Origin of the sequence: Reyranella sp. (assembly GCF_965279465.1) — a bacterium.
Classification (GTDB): Bacteria; Pseudomonadota; Alphaproteobacteria; order Reyranellales; family Reyranellaceae; genus Reyranella.
In genome coordinates, this window is record NZ_OZ257242.1 from 6041096 (window position 1) to 6062114 (window position 21019).

Genomic DNA, 21019 nt, shown 5'->3' on the forward strand with positions numbered 1-21019 from the left:
GGGGGCGGGAGAGTGGCGGTCGATTGTAGTCATTCGGCGCCCCTCATACGCCGCCGTTGGTCCACTAGGCGAGCCAGCAGTCTGCGTGCAGCCGCGGCGAAATGCGTTCGCCGGTAGGGTTCGACGGCCGCAGGATCGGCCTTGCCGAGCGCGAGCTGACCGGCGATGGCCGCCACCAGCGTCGCCCTGTCGGACGGATCGACCAGCACGCCGACCCGCTCGTCCGGCACGGCATCGGCGCTGCCGCCCCCGACGCCGCCCACGACCCGCAGCCCGCATGCGGCCGCCTCGAGGTAGACAATGCCGAAGCCCTCCTGGGTGCTCGGCATCACATAGAGGTCGGCCAGGTGATAGAGGCCGAGCAGGTCCTCGTCCGGCACGAAGCCGAGGAAGCGAACGGCGGAATCGCCCGCCAGCACGCGCGCCCGTTGCTCGAGATATGCCCGGTCGTCGCCGCCCCCGGCCACCGCGTAGACGAGTGTCGGAAATTTCTCCCTGAGCACCGGGAGGGCGCTGAAGACCTGCTCGTGGCCCTTGTAGCGCTCGCTCGCCGACAGCCGGCCGACCGCCAGCAGAATCGGGCCAGGCCCGAACGCCAGCCTGTCGCGCAACGCCTTGGGCGGCGACCCCGGCACGAACCTGTCCTGCACCGTGTCGGGGATCACGCGGACCCGGTCGGGCGGCAGGTCGACCCAGCCCAGCAGGATGTGGCGAGTGCCGCGACTCACCGCCGTCACCAAATCGGCCGCCTCGATCGCGCGACGGCGAAGCGCGGGCCGCTGCTCCCAGACGTCCGTGCCATGGGTCTGCAGCCAGTAATGCGCGCCGATCAGGCGGGCGACGGCCCAGGCGATCGGCGCCATGTAGACATGACCGCAGAACACGACGTCGAACGGTCCCTGCCGCCATCCGATCCACAGCGATTTCAGCGAGTACCAGAGCCGGTTGAACACCGGCGGCTCCTGGCGGATGCCGGCCGGCAGGACGATGCCGTCGGTGCGGCCGTGGCGCGGCAGGACGAGGATCTGCGCGCCGCCCTCCGCCAGACCCTCGACGAGGTCCTGATTGTAGCGCGCGATGCCGCCGCCCATGCCATAGCAATCGCTGACGAGCGCGAGCATGCGTGCGGTCATGTCCTGATCACGCTGCGGCCGAACCGGTCCAGCCGGCCTGCCAGACCCGCAACGCCCAGGCACGCGACGCATTGGAGAAGGTGACGTCCCCGGTCGCGCCATTGCCAGCGCCGCTGGCGTCTCGCATCCAGCGCCCAACCGGCGTGACGAAGCCGGTCTTGGACCGGTTGCGACTCGCTTCCGGCAGCGGCGGCTGCGGCACGTCGGCCACCGCCTCCTTCGCCTTGATCGCGGCCAGCACGTCGCCCGGCGGCAAGGCGGCCAGGAAGAACGGATCGACGTAGGGAACGCGGATCTCGATCGAGTGGGCCATGCCGGCCCAGTCCGCGTCGCGCAGAAGCTGGTTGCGCATGTAGAGCGAGGTCTCCATCGCCGCCACGCGATCGAAGTCGCCGAGCGGCCGGCCGGACTGGAGCACCGCCGCGATGTGGCTGAGCGGCGCCAGCCGCCGCAGGCCCTCGGCCACCAGCACCGGATCGAGCAGGCCGTCGAGTTCCCACGGCATGAAGACGCTGCGGCGCAGCAGATAGGCTCCCGCCCAGTTCCCACCATACTGCAGCACGCCCGCCGACTTGGGATGCAGCCGCGCGCCGGAGGCAATGGCCGACGACAGCACGCGGCGGACCAGCGCACCGAGGCCCGGAATGAAACGGAAGGACCGCATCAGATGAACGCTGCGCGGGACGTCGGCGAAGGACGGGTAGCCGCCGAAACATTCGTCAGCGCCCAGCCCGCTCAGCGCGACCTTTATCCCCGCCTCGTGCGCCGCCTTGGCGACGAACCAGGTGTTGATGCCGTCGATCGTCGGCATGTCCATCGCGTCGAGGATCGCCGGCAGGTCGCGCTCGAACTCCGCGCGGTCGACGGTGCGCACGACATGGCGCGCGCCGTAGCGGGCCGCGATCTCCGCAGCCAACGGTGCTTCGTCGTGCCGGTCGCCCTTGAATTCGGCGAATGACAGGGTGACGGCCAGCGTCTCGCGCGCGCCGAGCTCGGCCATGGTGCCGAGCAGCGTGCCGGAATCCAGTCCGGCCGACAGGAAAACTGCGACCGGCACGTCGGCCACCAGGTGATGGCGCACCGAATCGTGCACCGCGGCGCTGAGCTGCCGGCGGGCGTCCGCGGCGCCGATGCTGGTGGCACCGGCCCGGCGGACGAGCGCCCGCTGCCCGAGGGAATGGGCGACGTTGTAGTAGACGCGCGGCGCTTCAGGGCCGGCTGCATCGACCAGGATGGTGCTTCCCGCCGGCACGGCGCGGATGCCGCGCCACACGGTGAAGGGATCGGGCACGCTGCCGAACAGGTGGAAGCCGACAATGCCGGCCGGATCGGGATCGCGCGACACCGCACCGCCGGCCAGCAGCGCCTTGGCCTGCGAGGCGAAGCGGATCGTCCAGCCGTCGTCGGCATAATAAAGCGGCTTGATGCCCAGCGGATCGCGCACTAGCAGCAGTCTCCGCGTGCGCGAATCCCAGAGCGCGAAAGCGAACATGCCGCGCAGCGCCTCGACCATCGCGGGGCCGCGGTCGGCATAGAGCTGCAGCAACACCTCGGTGTCGGAGTCGGAGCGGAAGCTGAGGCCCTTGGCTTCGAGCTCCGCCTTCAGCTTGCGGTAATTGTAGATCTCGCCGTTGAAGGTGATGGTGAGCGTGCCGTCGGCGCTGTGCATGGGCTGCGCGCCGCGCTCGGACAGATCGATGATGGCGAGCCGCCGATGGGCGAAGCCGATACGCCGGTCGGCCGAAAACCAGTCGCCGCTACCGTCGGGCCCGCGCGGCGCCATGCGGGCATTCATGCGCGCGAGCTCGTCCCGATCCACCGCGGGGGCGACGTCGAGGTAGGCGAAGATGCCGGCTATTCCGCACATGGTGGAGTGACAGTTCCGCGAAGGGAAGGAGCTAACGCGCGCCGGTGCCGCCGAACATCACGGAGAAGGTCCGCAGCACGATCATGACATCGAGCCAAAGCGAGCAGTGCTTCAGGTAATAGAGATCATATTCGAGTTTAGAGCGCATTTCGTCGGCTTCATGAGCGTAGCCCTGGTTGATCTGCGCCCAGCCCGTGACGCCTGGTCGGACGATGCCCCGTAGCGCGAAGTGCGGAATGTCCTGCAGATATTGACGTTCGAGCGTCAGCGCCTCCGGGCGCGGGCCCACCCAGCTCATGTCGCCGCGCAGCACGTTGACGAGCTGCGGCAGTTCGTCCAGTCGGAAGCGGCGCAGCATATGGCCGATGCGGGTGACGCGCGGATCGGCCTCCGTAGTGAAACTCGGGCCGCTCGCACCGTGATACATCGTGCGGAACTTGATCATGCGGAAGATGCGCCCACGCCGCCCGACCCGTTCCTGCTGGAAGAAGATCGGCCCCGGACTGTCGAGCCGCACCATCAGGGCGACCGCCGCCAGGATCGGCACGAGCACCGGCAGGGCGAGCAGCGTCAGCAGCAGCTCGAGCCCGCGACGGACCACCAAGTACTGGCGCGACGGCAGCAGAGCGCCGAACTCGTTGGGCGTCAGGCCGCCGAGCGGCGTGCGGCCGGTCATGGTCTCGACCAGATAGCGCCGGTCGAGCACTGGAACCCCGGCGATTGCCGCGCCCGCCAGGGCGGTAACCTGGCCCTCGGTCAGGTCCGGCCCGAGATCGGCAACCATGGCATCGACCCGGATGCCCATCTCCTCGACATCCTCGTAGGTCAGCCAGCGGCAGGCCGCCCTCTCGGGCATCGCCGGGATAAGCGCCGAAGGCACCACGGCATAGTTGCGGATCAGGTAGCGGCCACGCAGTTGCGCCACGAACGCCATCCACAAGATTGTCAGCATGCCGGAGCCGAACAGCTGGACGCGCGAATAGTCGGAACGCAGCAGCACCAGCAGCACCGCGATTGCCGCATAGGAGATCGCCGCCATCGGTGTCAGGTAGCGGACATTGCCCTGCAGGGTCGCGCGCGGAAAGGCATCGAGCCGGCGGCCGCAATACCACACGATCACATAGGCCACGGCAGTCGCCAGGATGGTCTGCTCGGTCGCACCGATGCCTTGGGAGAAAGGCTCCCCGGTCGCATAGATCGGAATCGGCAGCAGCACGGAGAACATGAAGCCGCCGAGGGCGTCGAGCCACGTCTCGAAGAACCGCTCGGGCGCCGACCTGATGGCCGGCTTGCCGCGGGACGATTGTTCTCCGGTGGAGGAAGGCCCTGCCGCCCTCACCGGGATCGCTCTCCGCAAGGTTCACTCCTATTCGTTGGGGACGCAAGCACGGGCCGGGCAACGGCGCCCGGTCAAGCACGGTAACCGCTCGCTATACGCCCTCTTGCCTCAATTTATCCCCTATCCGAGCCCTTGGCATACTAACTACACTCTTGATGAGGTTAGTTCAGTCCTCGTCACCCGTAAAGACTTCCCTACGTGCGCGCCGCCGGACCGGGCCGTGATGAAATGTCTGTGCCCAGCCCATGCCGAGAAAGGCAGCCGAAATGAAGGCTACGGCCGGTATCTGCAGGCTGAAATCGACCGCGGAATGCAGCATGGCGATACCGGGCACGGCAAAGGCCGCGACCAGAAGGTGGCGCTGGCGCCGGCGTTGCAGCGCTCCCCACAGGCAGACGCCCCAGGGGATCAGGGCCATGAGCAGCCCCGGCACGGTCCCGAGGACGCCGGTCTCGACATAGAGCTCGATCGGGGTCGAATGGGCCTTGTCGTTGACTTGGCTGATCTCGTCGGGCTGGTAGGCGGCATAGATTTCGGGAAAGGTGCCGAGACCCCAGCCCAGCCATGGTGACGCCTGGGCGGCCCGCAACGACGCCTCCCAGATGAAGGCCCGGTTGAAGTTGCTCGAGTCCGACAGCAGCGACACCTTGCGCAGCATCGCACCGCCCGCGATCACCAGAACGAGCACGCCGATCGCCGTGCCGATGACGACCGCCTGCCCGACCTGCCCGCGCGAGCGCCAGCGGCCCCGCATCGACAGATAGAGCATCGCAATCACCATCACGACCGTCACGGCGAAAGCCGCGCGTGACGAAGAGAAGAGCTGGGTGCCTACGAACAGCAGCGCCATCGCCCCAAGTATCATCGTGCTGCCGTCCAACCGCCCGAAGAAGCGGTCGCCGTCGCTAGCGTGGCTGCCGTCGTCATCGTCCACGACGGCCCGACTGCCGCGGTTCTGCCTGAACATACAGGCCAGCGCAGCCGCCAGCGCCATGCCGGCGAAGCAGCCGAAGGAGTTGCTGTTGGCGAAGGTGCCGGACATCAGGCAGCGGTCGTTGGTGTACTCGCCCTGCTTCTTCAGCAGGCTGCCGACATAGCAGCCGCCGGTCGAGGACTGTTGCAGCAGCGCGTAGACCATCACCGCAATCGCGCTCAGCAGGAAGGTGAAGACCAGCAGCCGCGCCCGGTCCGGTTCGCGGAACAGGGCGCGCGCGATCACGAAGACCAGTACGCAGGCGAGGCAGCGCAGCAGCGTGTTGCGCGTCGCATCGACCGACAGGCTCGGCACGACGGCGTGTGCCTGACCGAGCAGCGCCGCCGCGCGGGCATAAAACGGGCCGCTGCCCGTGACGGGTGCATAGGTCGACATCTGCAGCAGGCCGACGAAGGTGAACAGCACGAAGCAGATCACCAGGGCGAGCAGCGGCCAGCGCTCGTTCGACTCGACCCGGAAGCCCGCGGTGTCGCCCAGCCCGAGAGCGCACAGGATGCCGATGACGCCGAGCACCATCAGGATCGGCGCCCAGGCCCATTCGCGGTTCGAACCCAAGGGCAGCGGCGAGCCGAAGATCACCAGCAGGAAGGCCGACAGCACCAGCCAGCCCGTGATCCGCGACACCAGCTCGAGGGAGCTTCTGCCCGGCAGGCCATCCGCCCCTTCCGCCTGCGAACGGGAGCGCCGCCGTGTGGACCGGGGGCTCATTCCTTGCTCACTTTCTGGATGATGGCGGCGAGTTCCTGCGGCGCCCCCGGCACGTCGCGCAGGAACCAGGTCAGGATCGCATGATCGGCGGCCGAATGCGTGACATAGCCGAACAGCCGGCGATCGCCGCTCGACTGACGCCAGACCATGGTGATGTGGGACCGCAGGCGCTCCTTCTGCTGGTCGGTCAGCAGGGCCCAGCAATCGAGGATGATGCGCAGCCGTGGCCGCCAGGTCTGGGGCAGGCGGCCGGCCATCTCGATCGAGGTGAAGATCATGGCAACGACCAAGCGCGAGGGCCCTTCCAGCTGGAACTGCAAGGTCGCGAGCCGCAGCCAGTCGACGCCGTGCGCCGGCGCCCCGGCGAGTCCGGTGACGAGGTCGGCGCGGGCCCGCTTCTCCCAGTCGGTGCGCGTGGCCGCATCGGCGCCGACGGAGGGCGTCAGCGCGGCAGCGCCGAGCAGTTCGGAGCGAGCAAGGTAGCGCGTCGGCACCGGATCGATGGCGATCGCGCGGCCGAGCGAATCGATGCCATTCACGACGCTGCGCGTGTCGACCTTCTGCTCGGTGCGTAGCCTGTAGACGACCCCATCGGCATATTGGGCCTGCCATGCGGCACGCGCGATCGGTCCGGCCTGCACGACGGCGATGATGCCGCCGATCACCGTCAGGCCGCGCATCAGCCAATTCAAAAGAAGAGACAGAAAGACTTCCCCCCGGAGTCGCGCTTTACGCGGCGCACTCCAGCGTCATCGCATCACGATGTCAAAGGTCTTCCGGACTGCGCCCACTGTGAATTGAACGTCGCTACGCCGGATGCGACCATCAAGACGGCATGGACGTACTCACGATCTTCGGCCTGGTGGCTGTCAACCTGATGTTGATCTTCTACGCCCTGGAGAACCGCAGCCCGTGGTTCATCCTCGCCTTTGCCGGCGCATGCGCCATGGGGTCGGCTTACGGCTTTCTGCAAGGCGCATGGCCGTTCGGTGTCGTGGAAGCAATCTGGACGGTCGTGGCGGCCTGGCGATGGAAGGCAGCGCGACGCGGTCGATAGCGCACATGGCAGCGACCGCTGCCGCAGCTCACGCGAACGGATACGGCCCGGGAAACGTGCCGATCGGCAGGAAGTGCGTGATCAGGCCGACGCCCGGCCGCCAGTGGTGCAGCAGGAAGGCCGGCGGCTCGAGATGCGACGCGGGCCGGGCGTCAGGTCGTAGCTGCAGCGCAATCGCCGTCGTCGTGCTGGGCGCGGTGCAGAGCAGCGTGCCGCCGAAGCGCAGCAGCATGAAGCGATGGACGTGTCCGCAGACGATGCGCTCGACCTGCCGGTGGCGCGATACCACAGCGGCAAGCCGCTGGTCCTCGCCACATGCGTAAAGGTCGAGGTAGGGCACGCCCGTCTCGAACGGCGGTTGGTGCATCATGACGATGGTCGGCCGCTGGGGTTCCTCGGCCAGCGTCTCGTCGAGCCAGCGCGCGCCCGCCTCGTCGACCACGCCGTGATGCAGGCCGGGCAGCGTGACATCGAGCGCCACGATGCGCACCGGCCCGTGCGTGCCGGCGGCATAGTGCATCGGGCCGCTGTCCGGGAGGTAGTCGTGGTCCCGGAAGGCGCGTCGGAAGACGTCTCGATCGTCGTGATTGCCGGGGATGACGAGCAGCGGGATCTCGAGCCCGCGCAGCAGCTCGCGCAGCCTTGCGTATTCGGCCGGCATGCCCTTGTCGACCAGGTCGCCGCTCAGCAGCACGAGATCGGGCCGCGGATCGAGCGCGTTCAGCGCCGCGATCGCCGCTGCGAACTGTGCGTTGGACGGCGCAACGTCCTGATAAAGGACTCCGTCGGGCCGGACATGCGGATCGGAGAGCTGGGCGATCAGCATTCAGGCCTCTTTCCAGCCGTGCTGCTCCAGCCCGGCCCTTCCCTTCGGCGTCAGTCCGTAGATGCCGCGCTCGACCCGCTCGAACCAGCCGTAGTGATCCTGGCTCAGGATCGCCGCCGCCTTGGGCGCCTCGGCCGCCAATTTGAGCGCCGCCACCTTCATCGGCCCGTTCTTCGCCAGCAGGCCCGCGCAGCGCAGCGCCTCCTGGCGGTAGGCGGTCATCAGCGGCACCCTGGTGGACGAGCCGCCGCGGTTGGGATCGCCGACCCGGCGAGCGTGCTCGCCCAGCAACCGCCCGACGCGGCGCGCATTCTTGTGCGGCCTGTAGGGCGCGGGATCGAGCAGGATATCGACCCGCTCCTCGATCACGATCATCAGCCCGACGCCCAGGCGGCGGCAAAGTCTCTTCACGTCGCGCAGGTTCTTGGGCCAGGCGCCGACCGCGAGGTAGACCGCGTCGCTGAGCGCCAAACGGTTGACCGCCTGCAACACCAGCCCGATCCCGAACGTGCGTTTCAGTTCGACGATCACCGGCGGCTCACTGCCGCGCACGGCAACCACGTCGCAGCCGCGGACCTCGCCCTTGACGCTGTATCCTTGGCCTTCGAGCAGCGCCTTGACCGGCGCATAGAGGTCGCTTTCCAACGACATGCCGGGTTACTTTATCATGGCACTGTAACTGGGCATGAGGGAAAATGCGTACTGATCTGTCATGCTCTTCCCGACCGCGAACCTCCGGCTCGCTCATGCGCATGAGCGAGCCGGAGGTTCGCGGTCGGGAAGAGCATGAGGGAGCGCCACGGTGATCGCCCGCCGGGAAAAAATCTCCGCCGCGGCGGTGCGTCGTATCGCGCTCGCCGCGCAGGGCTTCGGCGTGGCGCGGCCCGACGCCGCCAATGCCGGCCATGTGCAGCGCGCGATCGACCGGCTCGGCCTGCTACAGATCGATTCAGTGAACGTGCTGACGCGCGCCCACTATCTGCCGCTGTTCTCGCGGCTCGGCAACTACGACAGCGCCCTGCTCGACCGCGCCGCCTGGGGCCGCCAGAGCCAGCGTCGCCTGTTCGAGTTCTGGGCGCACGAGGCATCGCTGCTGCCGCTCGGCACGCAGCCGCTGCTGCGCTGGCGCATGCAGCGCGCCGCGGAGGATGACGGGAATGGCAAGGGCAAGCTGCGGATGTTCCGCCGCGCGAAGAAGACCTACATCGACGAAGTGCGGCGCGAGATCGAGGATCGCGGACCGCTCGCCGCCTCCGAGCTCAGCAACGGCGGACCGGGCCGTGGCGCATGGTGGGGCTGGAGCGACGGCAAGCTCGCACTCGAATGGTTGTTTTTCGCGGGTGAGCTTACGACCTCGGCGCGGCGCGGCACCTTCGAGCGCGTCTACGACCTCACCGAGCGCGTGCTGCCGGCGGCGATCCAGGCGATCCCGACACCCTCGGCCGAGGAGGCGCAGCGCGAGCTGCTGCGGCTCTCCGCGCGCGCCCTCGGTGTCGCCACGGAGTTCGACCTGCGCGACTATTTCCGGCTGGGCGTCGCCGACACCAAGGCGCGGCTCGCCGAACTGATCGAGGCGGGAGACCTGCTGCCGGTGTCTGTCGAGGGCTGGGACAGGCCCGCCTACCTCGATCCTGCCGCGCGCCAGCCGCGCAGCCTCGAGGCGCGCGCCCTGCTGGCGCCGTTCGATCCGCTGATCTGGGAGCGCGACCGCACGCATCGCATCTTCGACTTCTTCTATCGCATAGAGATCTACACGCCGCTCGCCAAGCGCACGTACGGCTATTACGTCCTGCCCTTCCTGCTCGGGGACAGGCTGGTGGGCCGGGTCGACCTCAAGTCGGACCGCGCCAACGGCAGGCTGCTGGCGCATGCCATTCATTTCGAGAAGGGTGTCGACCGCCAGGAAGTCGCGGCAGCCCTGGACGAAGAACTTCGCCTGATGGCCGACTGGCTCGGGCTCGAGACGGTGGTGAAAGGAAAAGGACGATGAACGATCTGGTATTGAAGAATGGCCGTGTGGTCGATCCGTCACAGGGACTGGACAGAGTGGCCGACATCGCCTTCGCCGGCGGCAAGGTCGCGGCGATCGGCGACGGGTTGTCGGGCGTGGACACGCGCGATGTGACGGGCAAGATCGTCTCGCCGGGCCTGATCGACCTGCACACTCACGTCTACTGGGGCGGCACCTCGCTGGGCGTCGAGGCCGAGCTCCTTGCTCGCACCGGCGGCGTTACCACCTTCATCGATGCCGGCAGCGCCGGGCCCGGCAATTTCCACGGCTTCCGCAAGCACGTGATCGAGCCGTCGCCGGTGCGTATCCTGCCATACCTCAACATCTCCTTCCCCGGCATCTTCGCCTTCTCGAAGACGGTGATGGTCGGCGAGAACGACGACATGCGCCTGATCGACGCGCGCGAGGCGGTGCGCATCGCGCGTGAGCACAAGGACCTCGTGCTCGGCATCAAGGTCAGGGTCGGCAAGTCGGCGAGCGGCGATTCGGGCATCATGCCGATGGAGATCGCCCTGGACGTCGCCGAGGAATGCGGCCTGCCGCTGATGGCCCATCTCGACATGCCGCCGCCGTCGCGCCACGACGTGGTGAGCCGCCTGCGGCCGGGCGACATCCTGACCCACTGCTTTCGCCCCTTCCCCAACGCGCCGGTGCGCGCCGACGGCAAGGTGCGCGACGAGATCATCGCCGCCCGCGCGCGCGGCGTGATCTTCGACATCGGTCACGGCGGCGGGTCGTTTGGCTTCGGCACGACGCGCGCAATGCTGGCCGCGGGCTTCCTGCCCGACGTAATCTCGTCCGACGTCCATGTGATCTCGATCGAGGGGCCCGCGTTCGATCTCCTGACCACCATGTCGAAGTTCCTCTGCCTCGGCGTCGACCTGCCGACGGTGCTGAAGCTCGCGACCGTGAACGCCGCTGACGCCATCAAGCGGCCCGATCTCGGTACCCTCAAGATTGGCAGCGTCGGCGAGGCCACGGTGATCGACCAGGTGAGCGGCAAGTTCGACTATGCCGACTCAATCGGCGAACACATGGTGGGCGACCGGCGCCTGCTATCGGCCGGCGTAGTGCTGGCCGGGAAGTGGTGGCATCCGATCTAAGTGGTTGAAGAACCTAGAGGAAAAGCAAATCGTCCGAACTTCAAAGAATCCCCGCAACTATTTCCGAGGGCGGTTCGTTGTCTCGGCGTGGCCGGGTTCAATCTGGCGTCGCCCCTGCCCCCCGCTCAGCGGCGCCTCCCTCCCCACCTGGTCATCTCACCCGCCCTCGACTAAAGTCGAGGGCGGGTGCCTGATGACGGGTATGACACCGTAGCCACGGCGATTTCCCTCGCTCGACGTCGCCGGAGGCCGAGTGCCGCCAGCGCCGGCCCCGTCAGCAACAGCAGGTCCATGCCTGCCACCGCCCACAAATGGCGATGGGTAAGGCTGCGCGCGAGATGATCCCCGGTGGTGATCCAGTTGAGCGCTACTGCGGCGAGCGCGAACCCGGCGAGAGTCCGGCACTGACTGCTCGATCCAAGCTCGTACTGGCCGCAGCCAGGCATGGGGCCGCACCTCCCCGGCTGCGCCAGGGAGGAATGGGTATCATTCCGGTTCGGAAAACTGCCGGTCGGCCTCGAGGTAGACGACCGCGAACAGCCGCGCCGGATCGGTCCAGGTACGGGCGATGCAGAAGCCCCCGCTCCTGGCCAACGCATCGATTCCGGCAGCATCGTATTTGTAGGAGTATTCGGTGTGGACCCTCTCGCCTTCGGCGAAATCGAAGCGCCGTCCCGCCACCATCACCGACTGATCGCGCAGGCTGCGGAAGTAGATTTCGATCCGACCCTCGACCGGGTTGTAGAACGCCTCGTGCGCAAACCCTGCGAGGTCGAACGTGGCGTGCAGCTCGCGGTTCATGCGGCGCAACAGATTCAGGGTGAAGGCAGCGGTCACGCCCGCCGAATCGTTGTAGGCGTCGTGCAACCGCTGCGGATTCTTCTTGAGATCGACACCGAGCACCAAGGCGCCGTCATCGCCCAGGAGCTGCCGGGCATTCCGCAGGAAGGCGGTCGCTTCCGCGGGCTCGAGGTTGCCGATGGTGGAGCCGGGGAAGAAACCCAGGCGACGTGCGGCATGATCGATCGGCGGCACCGGTCCCATGAAATCGGCACAGACCGGCTCGACTCGAAGCCCAGGATAATCGCGCCGCAGCCGCGCGGCGGTGGCATCGAGATGCTCGCGCGAGATATCGATCGGTGCATAGAGCGCGAGGGCCGGCAACGCGTCGATCAGCAGGCGGGATTTTACGCTCGAGCCGCTGCCGAACTCGACCAATGCGCAGCCCGGTCCGGCGCGCCGACCGATCTCGCCGGCGCGCTGCTGCAGGATCATCGTCTCCGTGCGCGTCAGGTAATATTCCGGCAGCTCGCAGATCTCGTCGAACAGCGCCGAGCCGCGTGCGTCGTAGAGGAACCTGGCGGGGATGGCGCGCGGAGAGCCGGAAAGTCCTGCGACCACGGCACGACGGAATTCCTCGCGGTCGGCAGTCTCGGCGAAGTCGAGTGTGAGCACGGAGCCGTTCATCGGAGATCCTCTGCGAGACGAATGCCGCCGAACATCCAGCGCGCATCGGGCGGAAAGAAGTTGCGATAAGTCGTGCGGATATGGTCACGCGGCGTCGCGGCGCAACCGCCGCGCAGCACCATCTGGTTGGCCATGAACTTGCCATTGTATTCGCCGATCGCACCCGGCGGCTCGCGATAGCCCGGATAGGCGACGTAGGGGCTGGCAGTCCATTCCCAAACATCGCCAATCATCTGCACAAGCCCGTCGCCTTGGGGCGCGGCGACAGGATGAAGCCGGGCGTCCTCCAGCATGTTGCCGGCAAGCGTGACATCGGCCGAGGCGAGTTCCCACTCGGCTTCGCGCGGCAAGCGCTTGCCCGCCCATTTGGCGAAGGCCGCCGCTTCATAGAGGCTGACATGACAGACCGGCTCGGCCGCGCGCATGGCATGCAGGCCCGACAGCGTGAACACGTTCCAGTGATCGCCGTCGCGGTGCCAGTACAGCGGTGCCTGCCAGTCGCGCTGCTTCACGCAGTCCCATCCTGCCGACAGCCAGAACTCCGGGCGGCGGTAGCCGCCATCATCGATGAAGGCCGCATACTCGCCGCAGGTGACCAGCCGCGTCGCAAGCGCAAAGGGATCGACCCAGGTGCGATGACGCGGGCCCTCGTTGTCGAACGCAAAGCCGTTGGCGGCATGCCCCATCTCGACCAGGCCGCCCTCGAAATCGATCCAGCCGAGCGGCGTGACGCCGCTGCCGGGCGCCGCGTTCTCCGGCGCATAGACCGGCGATAGCGGGTTCATCGACAGCATGTGCTTGGCGTCCATCAGGATCAGCTCCTGATGTTGCTGCTCGTGATGCAGCCCCAGCTCGACGAGCGCCGCCCAGTCGCCGCTGCCGGTTGCGATCAGCTCCGCCATCGCGTTCGATACGTGCCGGCGATAGATCATGATCTCCTCGACCCCCGGCCGCGTGATCATCCCGCGCTGCGGCCGCGGATGACGTGGGCCGACCGCTTCATAGTAGGAATTGAAGAGATATTCGTAGGCGGGATCGAACGATCGATAATCCGGCAGATGCGGGCGCAGTACGAAGGTTTCGAAGAACCACGTGGTATGCGCAAGATGCCACTTCGTCGGACTGGCATCCGGCATCGACTGCACGGTCTGGTCTTCCGGCGAGAGCGGCCGGGCAAGCGTCTCGGACAATTGGCGGACCGTGAGGAAACGGTCGACCAGCGGGAGGGCGTCTACCGGCACGTTACGCGCTATCAGTTTCGACACGACACCTCCGCATCGCTCCTAACGCCGGTCGAGGATAACCGGTTGCCGGAAGTATGTTACCGTCCAATTCGTCCGGGAGAGAAACAAGTGCCGGTTTGCGAAATCGATCCGTGGCGCATGCAATATTTTGCCCGTGTCCCCTGCCCCGCCGAGGTCTTCATACCGACTGAAGACAGCGACGCATGGTTGTGGAATCCCACTCACCGGTGGATCTACGACAAGCTTGCCGTCGCGGCGAGCCAGGGCCTGGAGGCCGCCCCGCACGGTGTCAGCCCGTCGCACTATCCGGTCTTCTCCAAGCCGATCTACAATTTGAAGGGCATGGGCGTGGGCAGCCGGCGACTGCTCTCGGAGGCGGATTACGGTGCCGCATATCAACCTGGTCATTTCTGGTCGACCCTGCTCGACGGCGACCATGTCAGCAGTGACCTGGCGGTAATTGACGGCGAGCCGAAATGGTGCAGGCACGCGCGCGGCAAAACCGGCGTCGAGGGCACTTTCGACTACTGGGAGGTCAGTTCGCGAGCAGAGCCGGCGATCGAGGACTGGACCGGCACCTGGTGCCGCAAGCACCTGCGCGGCTACACCGGTATGGTCAATCTGGAGACGATCGGCGCCAGAATCATCGAAGGTCACCTGCGATTCGCCGACCAATGGCCCGATCTCTATGGCGGCGATCCCTGGGTCGAGGCGCTAGTTCGTCTTTATGCCGGGGGCGGGTGGTCGTTCGACGACCGCGAGCGGCGAACCGGCTACAGCGTGGTGCTGTTTTCGCCGCATGGGCAGCGCTACCGGCATCCGCCGCGGTCGTTGCAGGACGAAATCGCCGCGATGCCGGGCGTCTCGAGCCTGCAGATCACCTTTCACGAAGACCTGGCGCCCGACCGACACGCCATGCCTCCAGGCGGCTTCCGGGTCGCGATCGTCAACTGCTGGGATCGTGCGGCAGGGAACGCCGCGCGCGAGCGTCTGCGCTGCCATTTCGAATCGTAGTCTTGGTCTTGTGCACGACTTCTTCCGCAGACGGGGGAAGTCACGAATTCCGCCGCGCTGTTCAGCGATTACGCCGCATGAAACCGGCAAACAAGCTTACGGCGAACATGATGATGGCGATGACGAACAGCACCTGTGCGATACCGGTAGCGGTCGAGGCGATACCGCCGAAACCGAAGACCGCTGCGACGAGCGCGACGACGAGGAACATCAACGCCCAGTACAACATCTTGGCCTCCAGAGAGGGGGGGTTCGTTTTGCGCGCCCTTAACGCGCGCTTCGGGCGCGCGGTTCCGGGGCAACTAGATGTGTCGAATGATCGTTAGGCCTGCGCCAGCAGATGGACGGACGACGGACCCTCACGAAAAGCGTACTGGCCCCCGGCAACCGAAAAGATGGTCCGGCGTTCTCCACTGCTAAGGCCCCCTTGAACGACCAACGGAGGCTCCTCCAATGCAACGCGAACTTACCCCTACCGAGTCACGCAGCGGCGTCGTCAGCGGCCGGATCTTCCTCGTCCTGATCTCGTCGTTCGCCGGCGCAGTCATCGCCTTGGGCTTGGCGTGGGCCTTGTTCGTTCAACCGTAGCGAGCGGCCCTCCCCGTCTCTTATTCAGCGAGTAGCGTTGGCATGAGCTCAACCGGTCACAAGTTATCGGACGCCGAGGGGGCGTTGCTGGACGAGATCGCGATTCTCGCCCGCAGCGAAGGCCCTGAGGTACCCATCAAAGATCTGGAGCTGCGTCTCGAGGATCGAGGCTTCACCGACATGCAGACGCGGCGAGCCCTGATGTCGCTGCTGCGCCGCGGACAGGTCTGCCTGTCCGGAGCAAAACGCGTGCTCAGGAAGGGCAGCGGCGGCGCGATGCGCCCTCACTGATGCTTTCCGTGCTCGATATCACGCGGGCCGCGGCGACGGCGATAGTCACCTCCGCCGCGTTCCTGGTGTTGCGCGACCGCGTAATCAGTCCCGATATTCGGGATGACGCCGCACATAGGCCACCACGAAGCTGCAGGCCGGCATGATCCTGAAACCGCGCCGGCGCGTGTCGTCGAGCGCTTCCTTCACCAGGGCCGACGCATGGCCCTTGCCCTCGTCGGCCGGCGGAACTTCGGTATGGGTGAAGACCAGGCTGTCGCCCTGCTGGCGGTAGACCGCGAGGGCAAGCCCATGATCGGTCTTCATCTCGTAGCGGCTGAGCGCCGCGTTGTGCGTCACGGACATGATCGAGCCCTCCTACCGGTCGACTTCCCAGAACATCGGATACGACGACTGGATCAGGCCCTTCAGCTCGGCGCGATAGCCTGACGGGATGGTGAACTGGCCCCACATGATCGCCGGCGTGAGATCGTAGGACGCGACCTGGATCTCCGCCGCTATACGCCGGCGATCCTCCAGCGTGGCCGCCTGAGCATAGGCCTTGAGCAACGCCGGGATGCGGTTGTCGCACGACCAGCCGGGAAAATCGTTGCAGGTCGCCGCGACATAGAAATGCGTCAGCGGCGAGTACATGTCGGTGCCATTGGAATAGACCGGAAACATCGACCAGCCATCCTTCTTGGCGCGGCGCGCCAGCACGGTCGGCCAGTCGCGCGGCTGCTGCTCCACGGTGAATCCCGCATCGCGCATGTTCTGCACGAAGACGCGCGACGCCGTCTGGCTGATCGAGCCCGCGACCTCGAGGATGATCACCGGCTCACCCTTGTAACCTGATGCCTTGAGCTCGGCCTTGGCCGCCGCCATGTCGAACGTGTTGCCCGCGGCGCCAGCATCGGTCGTGAGCGGAGTGCCGCACATCCAGAACGAGGCGCATGACTTGGTGCGATACTGGTCGGGCACGCCGATCGCAGTCAGCGTGGCGTCCTGGTCGACGAGCTTCCATAGAACCTTGCGGACGGCCGGGTTGTCGAATGGCGGAAAGGCGTGGTTGAGCCGGAAATTGCCCTGGAACTGGTGGATGCCGCCCAACCCCATCAACTTCACGCTCTTCTCCGCCTCGAGGATCGGCAGCATGTCGAACGGCAGGTACTGCATGTAATCGATCTCGCCCGCGATCAGCGCATTGGCGCCGGTCGACTGGTCGGGCATGACGCGCAGGGTTAGCTGGTCGATCTTAACCTTCTTGCCACCCGCCAGGAAGTCGGGCGGCTCGTCGCGCGGCTTGTAGTCGGGATTGCGCTCGAGCAGCATCGTGTTGCCCGGCCGCCACTGGTCCTTGACGAAGCGGAACGGGCCCGAGCCGATCGGCTCGGGGATACGCTGATCGGCCGGCGTGGCGGCGATGCGCGCCGGCATGATGACGGGCAGGGGCGCGTTGGGCTTGCCGAGCACGTCCAGCATCAGCGGGAAGGGCTGCTTCATTACGAACTCGAACGTCCGCGCGTCCTTGGCTTCCAGCGAAGCGGTGTCGGCCATCAGCATCTTGCCCAGGACGTCGCGCACCGACCAGCGCTTCAGCGAGGCCACGCAGTCGGCTGCCGTGACCGGGCTGCCGTCGTGGAACTTGAGGCCGTCGCGCAGCACGAAGGTCCAGGTCAGCTTGTCGGCGCTGGTCTGGAAGCTGTCGACCATCTGCGGCTTGATCTCGCCCTTCTCGTTCATGGCGAACAGCATGTCGAAGACATGCAGTCCGAAGGTGCGCGTGATGGTCGCCGTGATGTAGTGCGGATCGAGGATCGTGACCTCCGATTCGAGCACCACCGTCAAGCCCTTGGCCGCACGCGCCTCGCGGGGCCTCAAGAGAGACGCTGCCGCCAATGCCGCGCCGCCGGCCAACGTCGTCCGCCGCCCCAGTTTACTCATTACGCCATCCTCTCCCGGGAAAGGACCACCGTAGCGTTGTTCGGGCCCAAACGAAAAGGGCCGGTCGCGGGGGACCGGCCCTTTCGTGCGGATCGAGCGTGTTTCACAAGGGCGCCATGGGTAGGCACTTCACATGGCATGGGCAGTGAAGCGCAGGGACTTCATCGCCGCCTCCGCCTACATCGACTTGTACTTGTGCTCCCAGCCGCTCACCTGCGCCTCGGCTTGCTCGTGGCTGATGCCATAGCGCGTCTGAATCTTGCCGACGAGCTGGTCGCGGCGCCCCTGGATCTCCATGAGATCGTCGTCAGTAAGCTTGCCCCATTGCTCCTTCACAGCGCCCTTCGTCTGGGTCCAGCTGCCCTTGATCTTTTCCCAGATCGGGGCAGCGTCGCTCGTCACGGTGGTCGTGCTGGTGCTCGACTGGGCGTGCGCGGCGAGCGGCAGGGCGGCAAAGGATACGGCCGCGCAAGCGGCCAGAATGGCGATGGAACGCATCGAACCTCCGTTATTTGGCCCGACAGCGGGCGTTGTGGATCAACGGATGCAGACCATCAAGGTTGCCGACTTCTCGTCCCGCCGGCCTTCACGCCCCGCTCATCGTCACGAGGCGGACAGGCAGGAGAAGCAAGTCCACTCTAGGACCACAAGAACTTGAGGAAGCACCCGAGCGGTACGGCGATCAGGATCGCGACATAGAGATCGAGCAATTCCCTGTCGAGCGGGCCCTGGTCATCCTGGCGCACCGACTGGGCCTGGATAGTGCCGGCGCTGCCGACGGTCTGCGACTCGTCCTGCCGAGGTGAAGCGATCGCGCGAGAGCTGATCATGATGATGGCGCCCCTGTGTTCGATCCGGTGCAGAAGGAACGCCGCAGCGACACAATCGGTTGCACGAAATGTGGCGTTTAGGAGGCTCCTGCCTTGCGGGTAACTTCTTCGAGGGCCTGCTGGAGGTCGATCGAGGAATAGGGCTTGCCGATAGAGCGCAGGCCCCCCGGCTCGGCGTTGCTCTTGCCGTAACCGCTGGCGATGATCACCGCGAGGCTGGGAAACCGCCGTTGCACCTCGGCCGCAAGTTGCTCCCCGGTCATTCCGGGAAGGCCGAGATCGGTGAGGAGCAGATCGAAATCGCGGCCCTTGTCGAGGATTTCCAGCGCCTGCTCGCCGCTGCCGACGGCCACGACCACGCAGCCGAGATGCTCCAGCATGTCTACCGTCGACATGCGCAACACCACTTCGTCTTCTACGAACAGCACCCGCCGTGGATTGTCGGCCCTCGACGGCGGCGGTGGCGGCGGCGTCCGCTCCGTCGCGACGGCGGCGGGCCGACGCCGCCCCGCGAGGACCGCCCTTACCCGCCCCGCCAGCTCGTCGCTGCGATAGGGCTTCACGATCAAGGGGAATTCCGACCCGTCATGCTTGGGGATCAGGTCGCGGGCGTAGCCCGAGGTCAGCAGCACGCCGATCCCCGGCCGCCGCTCCTGGGCGATCTTCGTCAGTTGCACGGCGGAGATCACACCCGGCATGACGATGTCGGTGAACAGCAGGTCGAAGGCCGGATCCTTCTCGAGCACACCGGCCGCTATGTCCGGATTATCCACCGCGACGACGCGGTAGCCCCAGCCCTCCAGCATGTCGACCACCGCGCGGCGGACCTCGTCGTTATCCTCCACCACCAGTATCCGCTCGTTGCCCGAAGCGGGATGCGGCGCCTCCGCTCCTGACTCAGGCACCGGATCGAGGGTGCGCGGCAGATAGAGCTTCACGCTGGTGCCCTGTCCGATCGCGCTGTCGATGCGAATGTGGCCGTTGGACTGGCGCACGAAGCCGTAGACCATGCTGAGGCCCAGCCCCGTCCCGCGACCTTCGAGCTTGGTCGTGAAGAAAGGATCGAAGGCATGGGCGACCACGTCCGCCGGCATGCCCGTCCCGGTATCGGCCACCGCAACCAGCACATAGGGGCCGGGCGTTACTTCCGGGTGCAGCGCGGCATAGCGCCGGTCGAGGATGGCGTTCGACACCTCGATCCGCACCGAGCCGCCGTCGGGCATCGCATCGCGCGCATTGAGCGCCAGGTTCAGGATGGCGTTCTCCAGCTGGCCGGGATCGATTTTGGCGTTCCATGCATCGTGCGCGATGGCGAAATCGAGCACCACACGCTCGCCCAGTGCGTGGCGCAGCAGCTCGCCCAGGTCCGTTACCAGGCGGGCGATGCTGATCGGCTGCGGCGCGAGCGGCTGGCGGCGGGCGAATGCGAGAAGCTGCTGTGTCAGTCGAGCGCCGCGATCGGCCGCGGCCGAGGCGCTGTGCAGGCGCCCGAGCGTCTCGGGGCTGTTTTCCACGCCCGTTTTGATCAGGTCGAGGTTGGCCTGGATGACCTGCAGGATGTTGTTGAAGTCGTGCGCCATGCCGCCGGTGAGCTGGCCGACAGCTTCCATCTTCTGGCCCTGCCGCAGGGCCGCGTCGTCGCGCAGCTTTTCAGTGACGTCGACGCAGCGTACGACGGCGCCGCCGCCCGACATCTCGCCGCGCGAAACTTCGTAGTCGCGGCCCTCGTAGGAAACGCGCGCCGTGGCCTGCTTCTCCTTCTGCGGCTCGCCCAGTTGCAACGGCTGCAGCAGCGCCCGGATTGCCGGAAAGCGCTCCGACAGCAGCTTATCCCGGGTCGGCGGCGCCTCGCGCGCCGGATTCCACGACGCCAGGCTCGCAAAGGCCTCGTTCCAGGCAACCACGCTGCCCGTAGCATTGAGCACGAAGATCGGGTCGTGCAGGGTTTCCAGCGTGGTCTGCAGCAACCGGGTGCGCGCGGAAAGCTCGGCTTGCGCCGTCTCGAGACGCGAGCTGCCGCGCACGATCAGGAACATGCCGACGATCAGGCATATGAAGGCGCCGCCCAGCACCAGCAGTCCGGCCAAGTCGGCTTGCTCCTGCTCGGACCGCAACGCGGCAAGCCGGCTCGACAGCAGCAACGTCTGCCCTTCGATGAAGGCGTCGGCGACCTGCCGGATATGGTCGCTCGTGGGCCGTCCGGCGTTGCGCGGCAGCGTGGCGTCGCGCCCGTAGAGCTGATAGGCGACGATGGTGGCGTTGAGTTCGCCGAGCTTCTCCGTGGTGGCCGAGCGAAACTCGGCGATCTGGCGCAACGCGCCGGAATCGTCGGCCGACGCCGCTTCGAGCTGGCGCACGATCGGGTCGAACCGCAGCCGGGCGCGCTCATAGGGCTCGAGATTGGCGATATCGCCAGTGAGCAGGTAGGCGCGCTGGCCGATCTCCGCGTCCTGCAGCACGATCAGCGCCTGGCGCATCAGCGAGATCGTCTCGTAGTTGTTGGAAACCAGGCGCTGCTGCTTGGCGGCTGAATTGTAGTGCACGAACGTCAGTGCTGCGCCGGTCGCAACCAGCACGGCAATAGTCAATCCGACGACCAGGCCGATCGAACGAGCGCCACGCAT

General features: G+C 66.6%; 21 protein-coding genes. 6 read left to right on the plus strand and 15 right to left on the minus strand.

Features of this window, described 5'->3' with window-relative positions:
* Window positions 1-29: 29 nt before the first annotated feature.
* The 5 genes from ACQY8M_RS29365 to ACQY8M_RS29385 form a co-directional block, all read right to left on the minus strand.
* Complete coding sequence (locus ACQY8M_RS29365) at window positions 30-1133, minus strand: glycosyltransferase (RefSeq protein WP_428663416.1); 1104 nt, start codon at window positions 1131-1133, stop codon at window positions 30-32.
* 7 nt (window positions 1134-1140) lie between these two features.
* Complete coding sequence (gene asnB / locus ACQY8M_RS29370; protein WP_428663418.1) at window positions 1141-3000, minus strand: asparagine synthase (glutamine-hydrolyzing); 1860 nt, start codon at window positions 2998-3000, stop codon at window positions 1141-1143.
* A gap of 31 nt (window positions 3001-3031) precedes the next feature.
* A complete protein-coding gene (locus ACQY8M_RS29375) occupies window positions 3032-4357 on the minus strand; it encodes a sugar transferase (RefSeq protein WP_428663421.1) in 1326 nt (441 codons plus the stop codon).
* A gap of 148 nt (window positions 4358-4505) precedes the next feature.
* The gene (locus tag ACQY8M_RS29380) at window positions 4506-6041 is read right to left on the minus strand and encodes an O-antigen ligase family protein (RefSeq protein WP_428663424.1); all 1536 of its coding nucleotides are present in this window, start codon (window positions 6039-6041) and stop codon (window positions 4506-4508) included.
* Window positions 6038-6721, minus strand: a complete 684-nt coding sequence (locus ACQY8M_RS29385; protein ID WP_428663427.1) for a hypothetical protein — start codon at window positions 6719-6721, stop codon at window positions 6038-6040. The genes ACQY8M_RS29380 and ACQY8M_RS29385 overlap by 4 nt, the downstream gene beginning before the upstream one ends.
* A gap of 155 nt (window positions 6722-6876) precedes the next feature.
* Between ACQY8M_RS29385 and ACQY8M_RS29390 the strand changes: the two genes are divergently transcribed.
* Window positions 6877-7098, plus strand: a complete 222-nt coding sequence (locus tag ACQY8M_RS29390; RefSeq protein WP_428663429.1) for a hypothetical protein — start codon at window positions 6877-6879, stop codon at window positions 7096-7098.
* Between the two features lie 28 nt (window positions 7099-7126).
* Here ACQY8M_RS29390 and ACQY8M_RS29395 read toward each other — a convergent pair whose 3' ends face one another.
* On the minus strand, window positions 7127-7924 hold the full coding sequence (locus ACQY8M_RS29395) for a phosphodiesterase (protein WP_428663432.1): 798 nt from the start codon (window positions 7922-7924) through the stop codon (window positions 7127-7129).
* Window positions 7925-8575: a DUF2161 domain-containing phosphodiesterase gene (locus ACQY8M_RS29400; protein WP_428663435.1), complete on the minus strand. Its 651-nt coding sequence runs from the start codon at window positions 8573-8575 to the stop codon at window positions 7925-7927.
* Between the two features lie 154 nt (window positions 8576-8729).
* On the opposite strand from ACQY8M_RS29400, the gene ACQY8M_RS29405 reads away from it, so the two are divergent.
* Window positions 8730-9914, plus strand: coding sequence for a winged helix-turn-helix domain-containing protein (locus ACQY8M_RS29405; RefSeq protein WP_428675536.1), 1185 nt, complete (start codon window positions 8730-8732; stop codon window positions 9912-9914).
* Window positions 9911-11038: an amidohydrolase/deacetylase family metallohydrolase gene (locus ACQY8M_RS29410; protein ID WP_428663438.1), complete on the plus strand. Its 1128-nt coding sequence runs from the start codon at window positions 9911-9913 to the stop codon at window positions 11036-11038. The genes ACQY8M_RS29405 and ACQY8M_RS29410 overlap by 4 nt, the downstream gene beginning before the upstream one ends.
* Before the next feature lie 486 nt (window positions 11039-11524).
* Here ACQY8M_RS29410 and egtD read toward each other — a convergent pair whose 3' ends face one another.
* Together egtD and egtB are read right to left on the minus strand one after the other, a co-directional pair.
* Window positions 11525-12505 (minus strand): L-histidine N(alpha)-methyltransferase, encoded by a 981-nt coding sequence (gene egtD / locus ACQY8M_RS29415; protein ID WP_428663441.1) that lies wholly within the window; start codon window positions 12503-12505, stop codon window positions 11525-11527.
* Window positions 12502-13770 (minus strand): ergothioneine biosynthesis protein EgtB, encoded by a 1269-nt coding sequence (egtB, locus tag ACQY8M_RS29420; protein WP_428663444.1) that lies wholly within the window; start codon window positions 13768-13770, stop codon window positions 12502-12504. The genes egtD and egtB overlap by 4 nt, the downstream gene beginning before the upstream one ends.
* A gap of 117 nt (window positions 13771-13887) precedes the next feature.
* Here egtB and ACQY8M_RS29425 point away from each other — a divergent pair, with 117 nt between their 5' ends.
* Window positions 13888-14763, plus strand: a complete 876-nt coding sequence (locus ACQY8M_RS29425; protein ID WP_428663447.1) for a hypothetical protein — start codon at window positions 13888-13890, stop codon at window positions 14761-14763.
* Between the two features lie 61 nt (window positions 14764-14824).
* Here ACQY8M_RS29425 and ACQY8M_RS29430 read toward each other — a convergent pair whose 3' ends face one another.
* Complete coding sequence (locus ACQY8M_RS29430) at window positions 14825-14992, minus strand: DUF1328 domain-containing protein (RefSeq protein ID WP_428663450.1); 168 nt, start codon at window positions 14990-14992, stop codon at window positions 14825-14827.
* A 224-nt stretch (window positions 14993-15216) separates the two neighbouring features.
* Between ACQY8M_RS29430 and ACQY8M_RS29435 the strand changes: the two genes are divergently transcribed.
* Complete coding sequence (locus tag ACQY8M_RS29435; protein WP_428663453.1) at window positions 15217-15351, plus strand: hypothetical protein; 135 nt, start codon at window positions 15217-15219, stop codon at window positions 15349-15351.
* A gap of 42 nt (window positions 15352-15393) precedes the next feature.
* On the plus strand, window positions 15394-15642 hold the full coding sequence (locus ACQY8M_RS29440) for a hypothetical protein (protein ID WP_428663456.1): 249 nt from the start codon (window positions 15394-15396) through the stop codon (window positions 15640-15642).
* An 84-nt stretch (window positions 15643-15726) separates the two neighbouring features.
* Here ACQY8M_RS29440 and ACQY8M_RS29445 read toward each other — a convergent pair whose 3' ends face one another.
* From ACQY8M_RS29445 to ACQY8M_RS29465, 5 genes are all read right to left on the minus strand, one after another.
* Window positions 15727-15987 (minus strand): GNAT family N-acetyltransferase, encoded by a 261-nt coding sequence (locus ACQY8M_RS29445; protein WP_428663459.1) that lies wholly within the window; start codon window positions 15985-15987, stop codon window positions 15727-15729.
* A gap of 12 nt (window positions 15988-15999) precedes the next feature.
* Window positions 16000-17565: an ABC transporter substrate-binding protein gene (locus ACQY8M_RS29450; protein ID WP_428663462.1), complete on the minus strand. Its 1566-nt coding sequence runs from the start codon at window positions 17563-17565 to the stop codon at window positions 16000-16002.
* A gap of 177 nt (window positions 17566-17742) precedes the next feature.
* Entirely contained in the window at window positions 17743-17946 is a 204-nt protein-coding gene (locus ACQY8M_RS29455) for a CsbD family protein (protein ID WP_428675537.1), read from the minus strand.
* Window positions 17947-18203: 257 nt separating this feature from the next.
* Window positions 18204-18395 (minus strand): hypothetical protein, encoded by a 192-nt coding sequence (locus ACQY8M_RS29460; protein WP_428663465.1) that lies wholly within the window; start codon window positions 18393-18395, stop codon window positions 18204-18206.
* 77 nt (window positions 18396-18472) lie between these two features.
* Window positions 18473-21019: a response regulator gene (locus tag ACQY8M_RS29465; RefSeq protein ID WP_428663468.1), complete on the minus strand. Its 2547-nt coding sequence runs from the start codon at window positions 21017-21019 to the stop codon at window positions 18473-18475.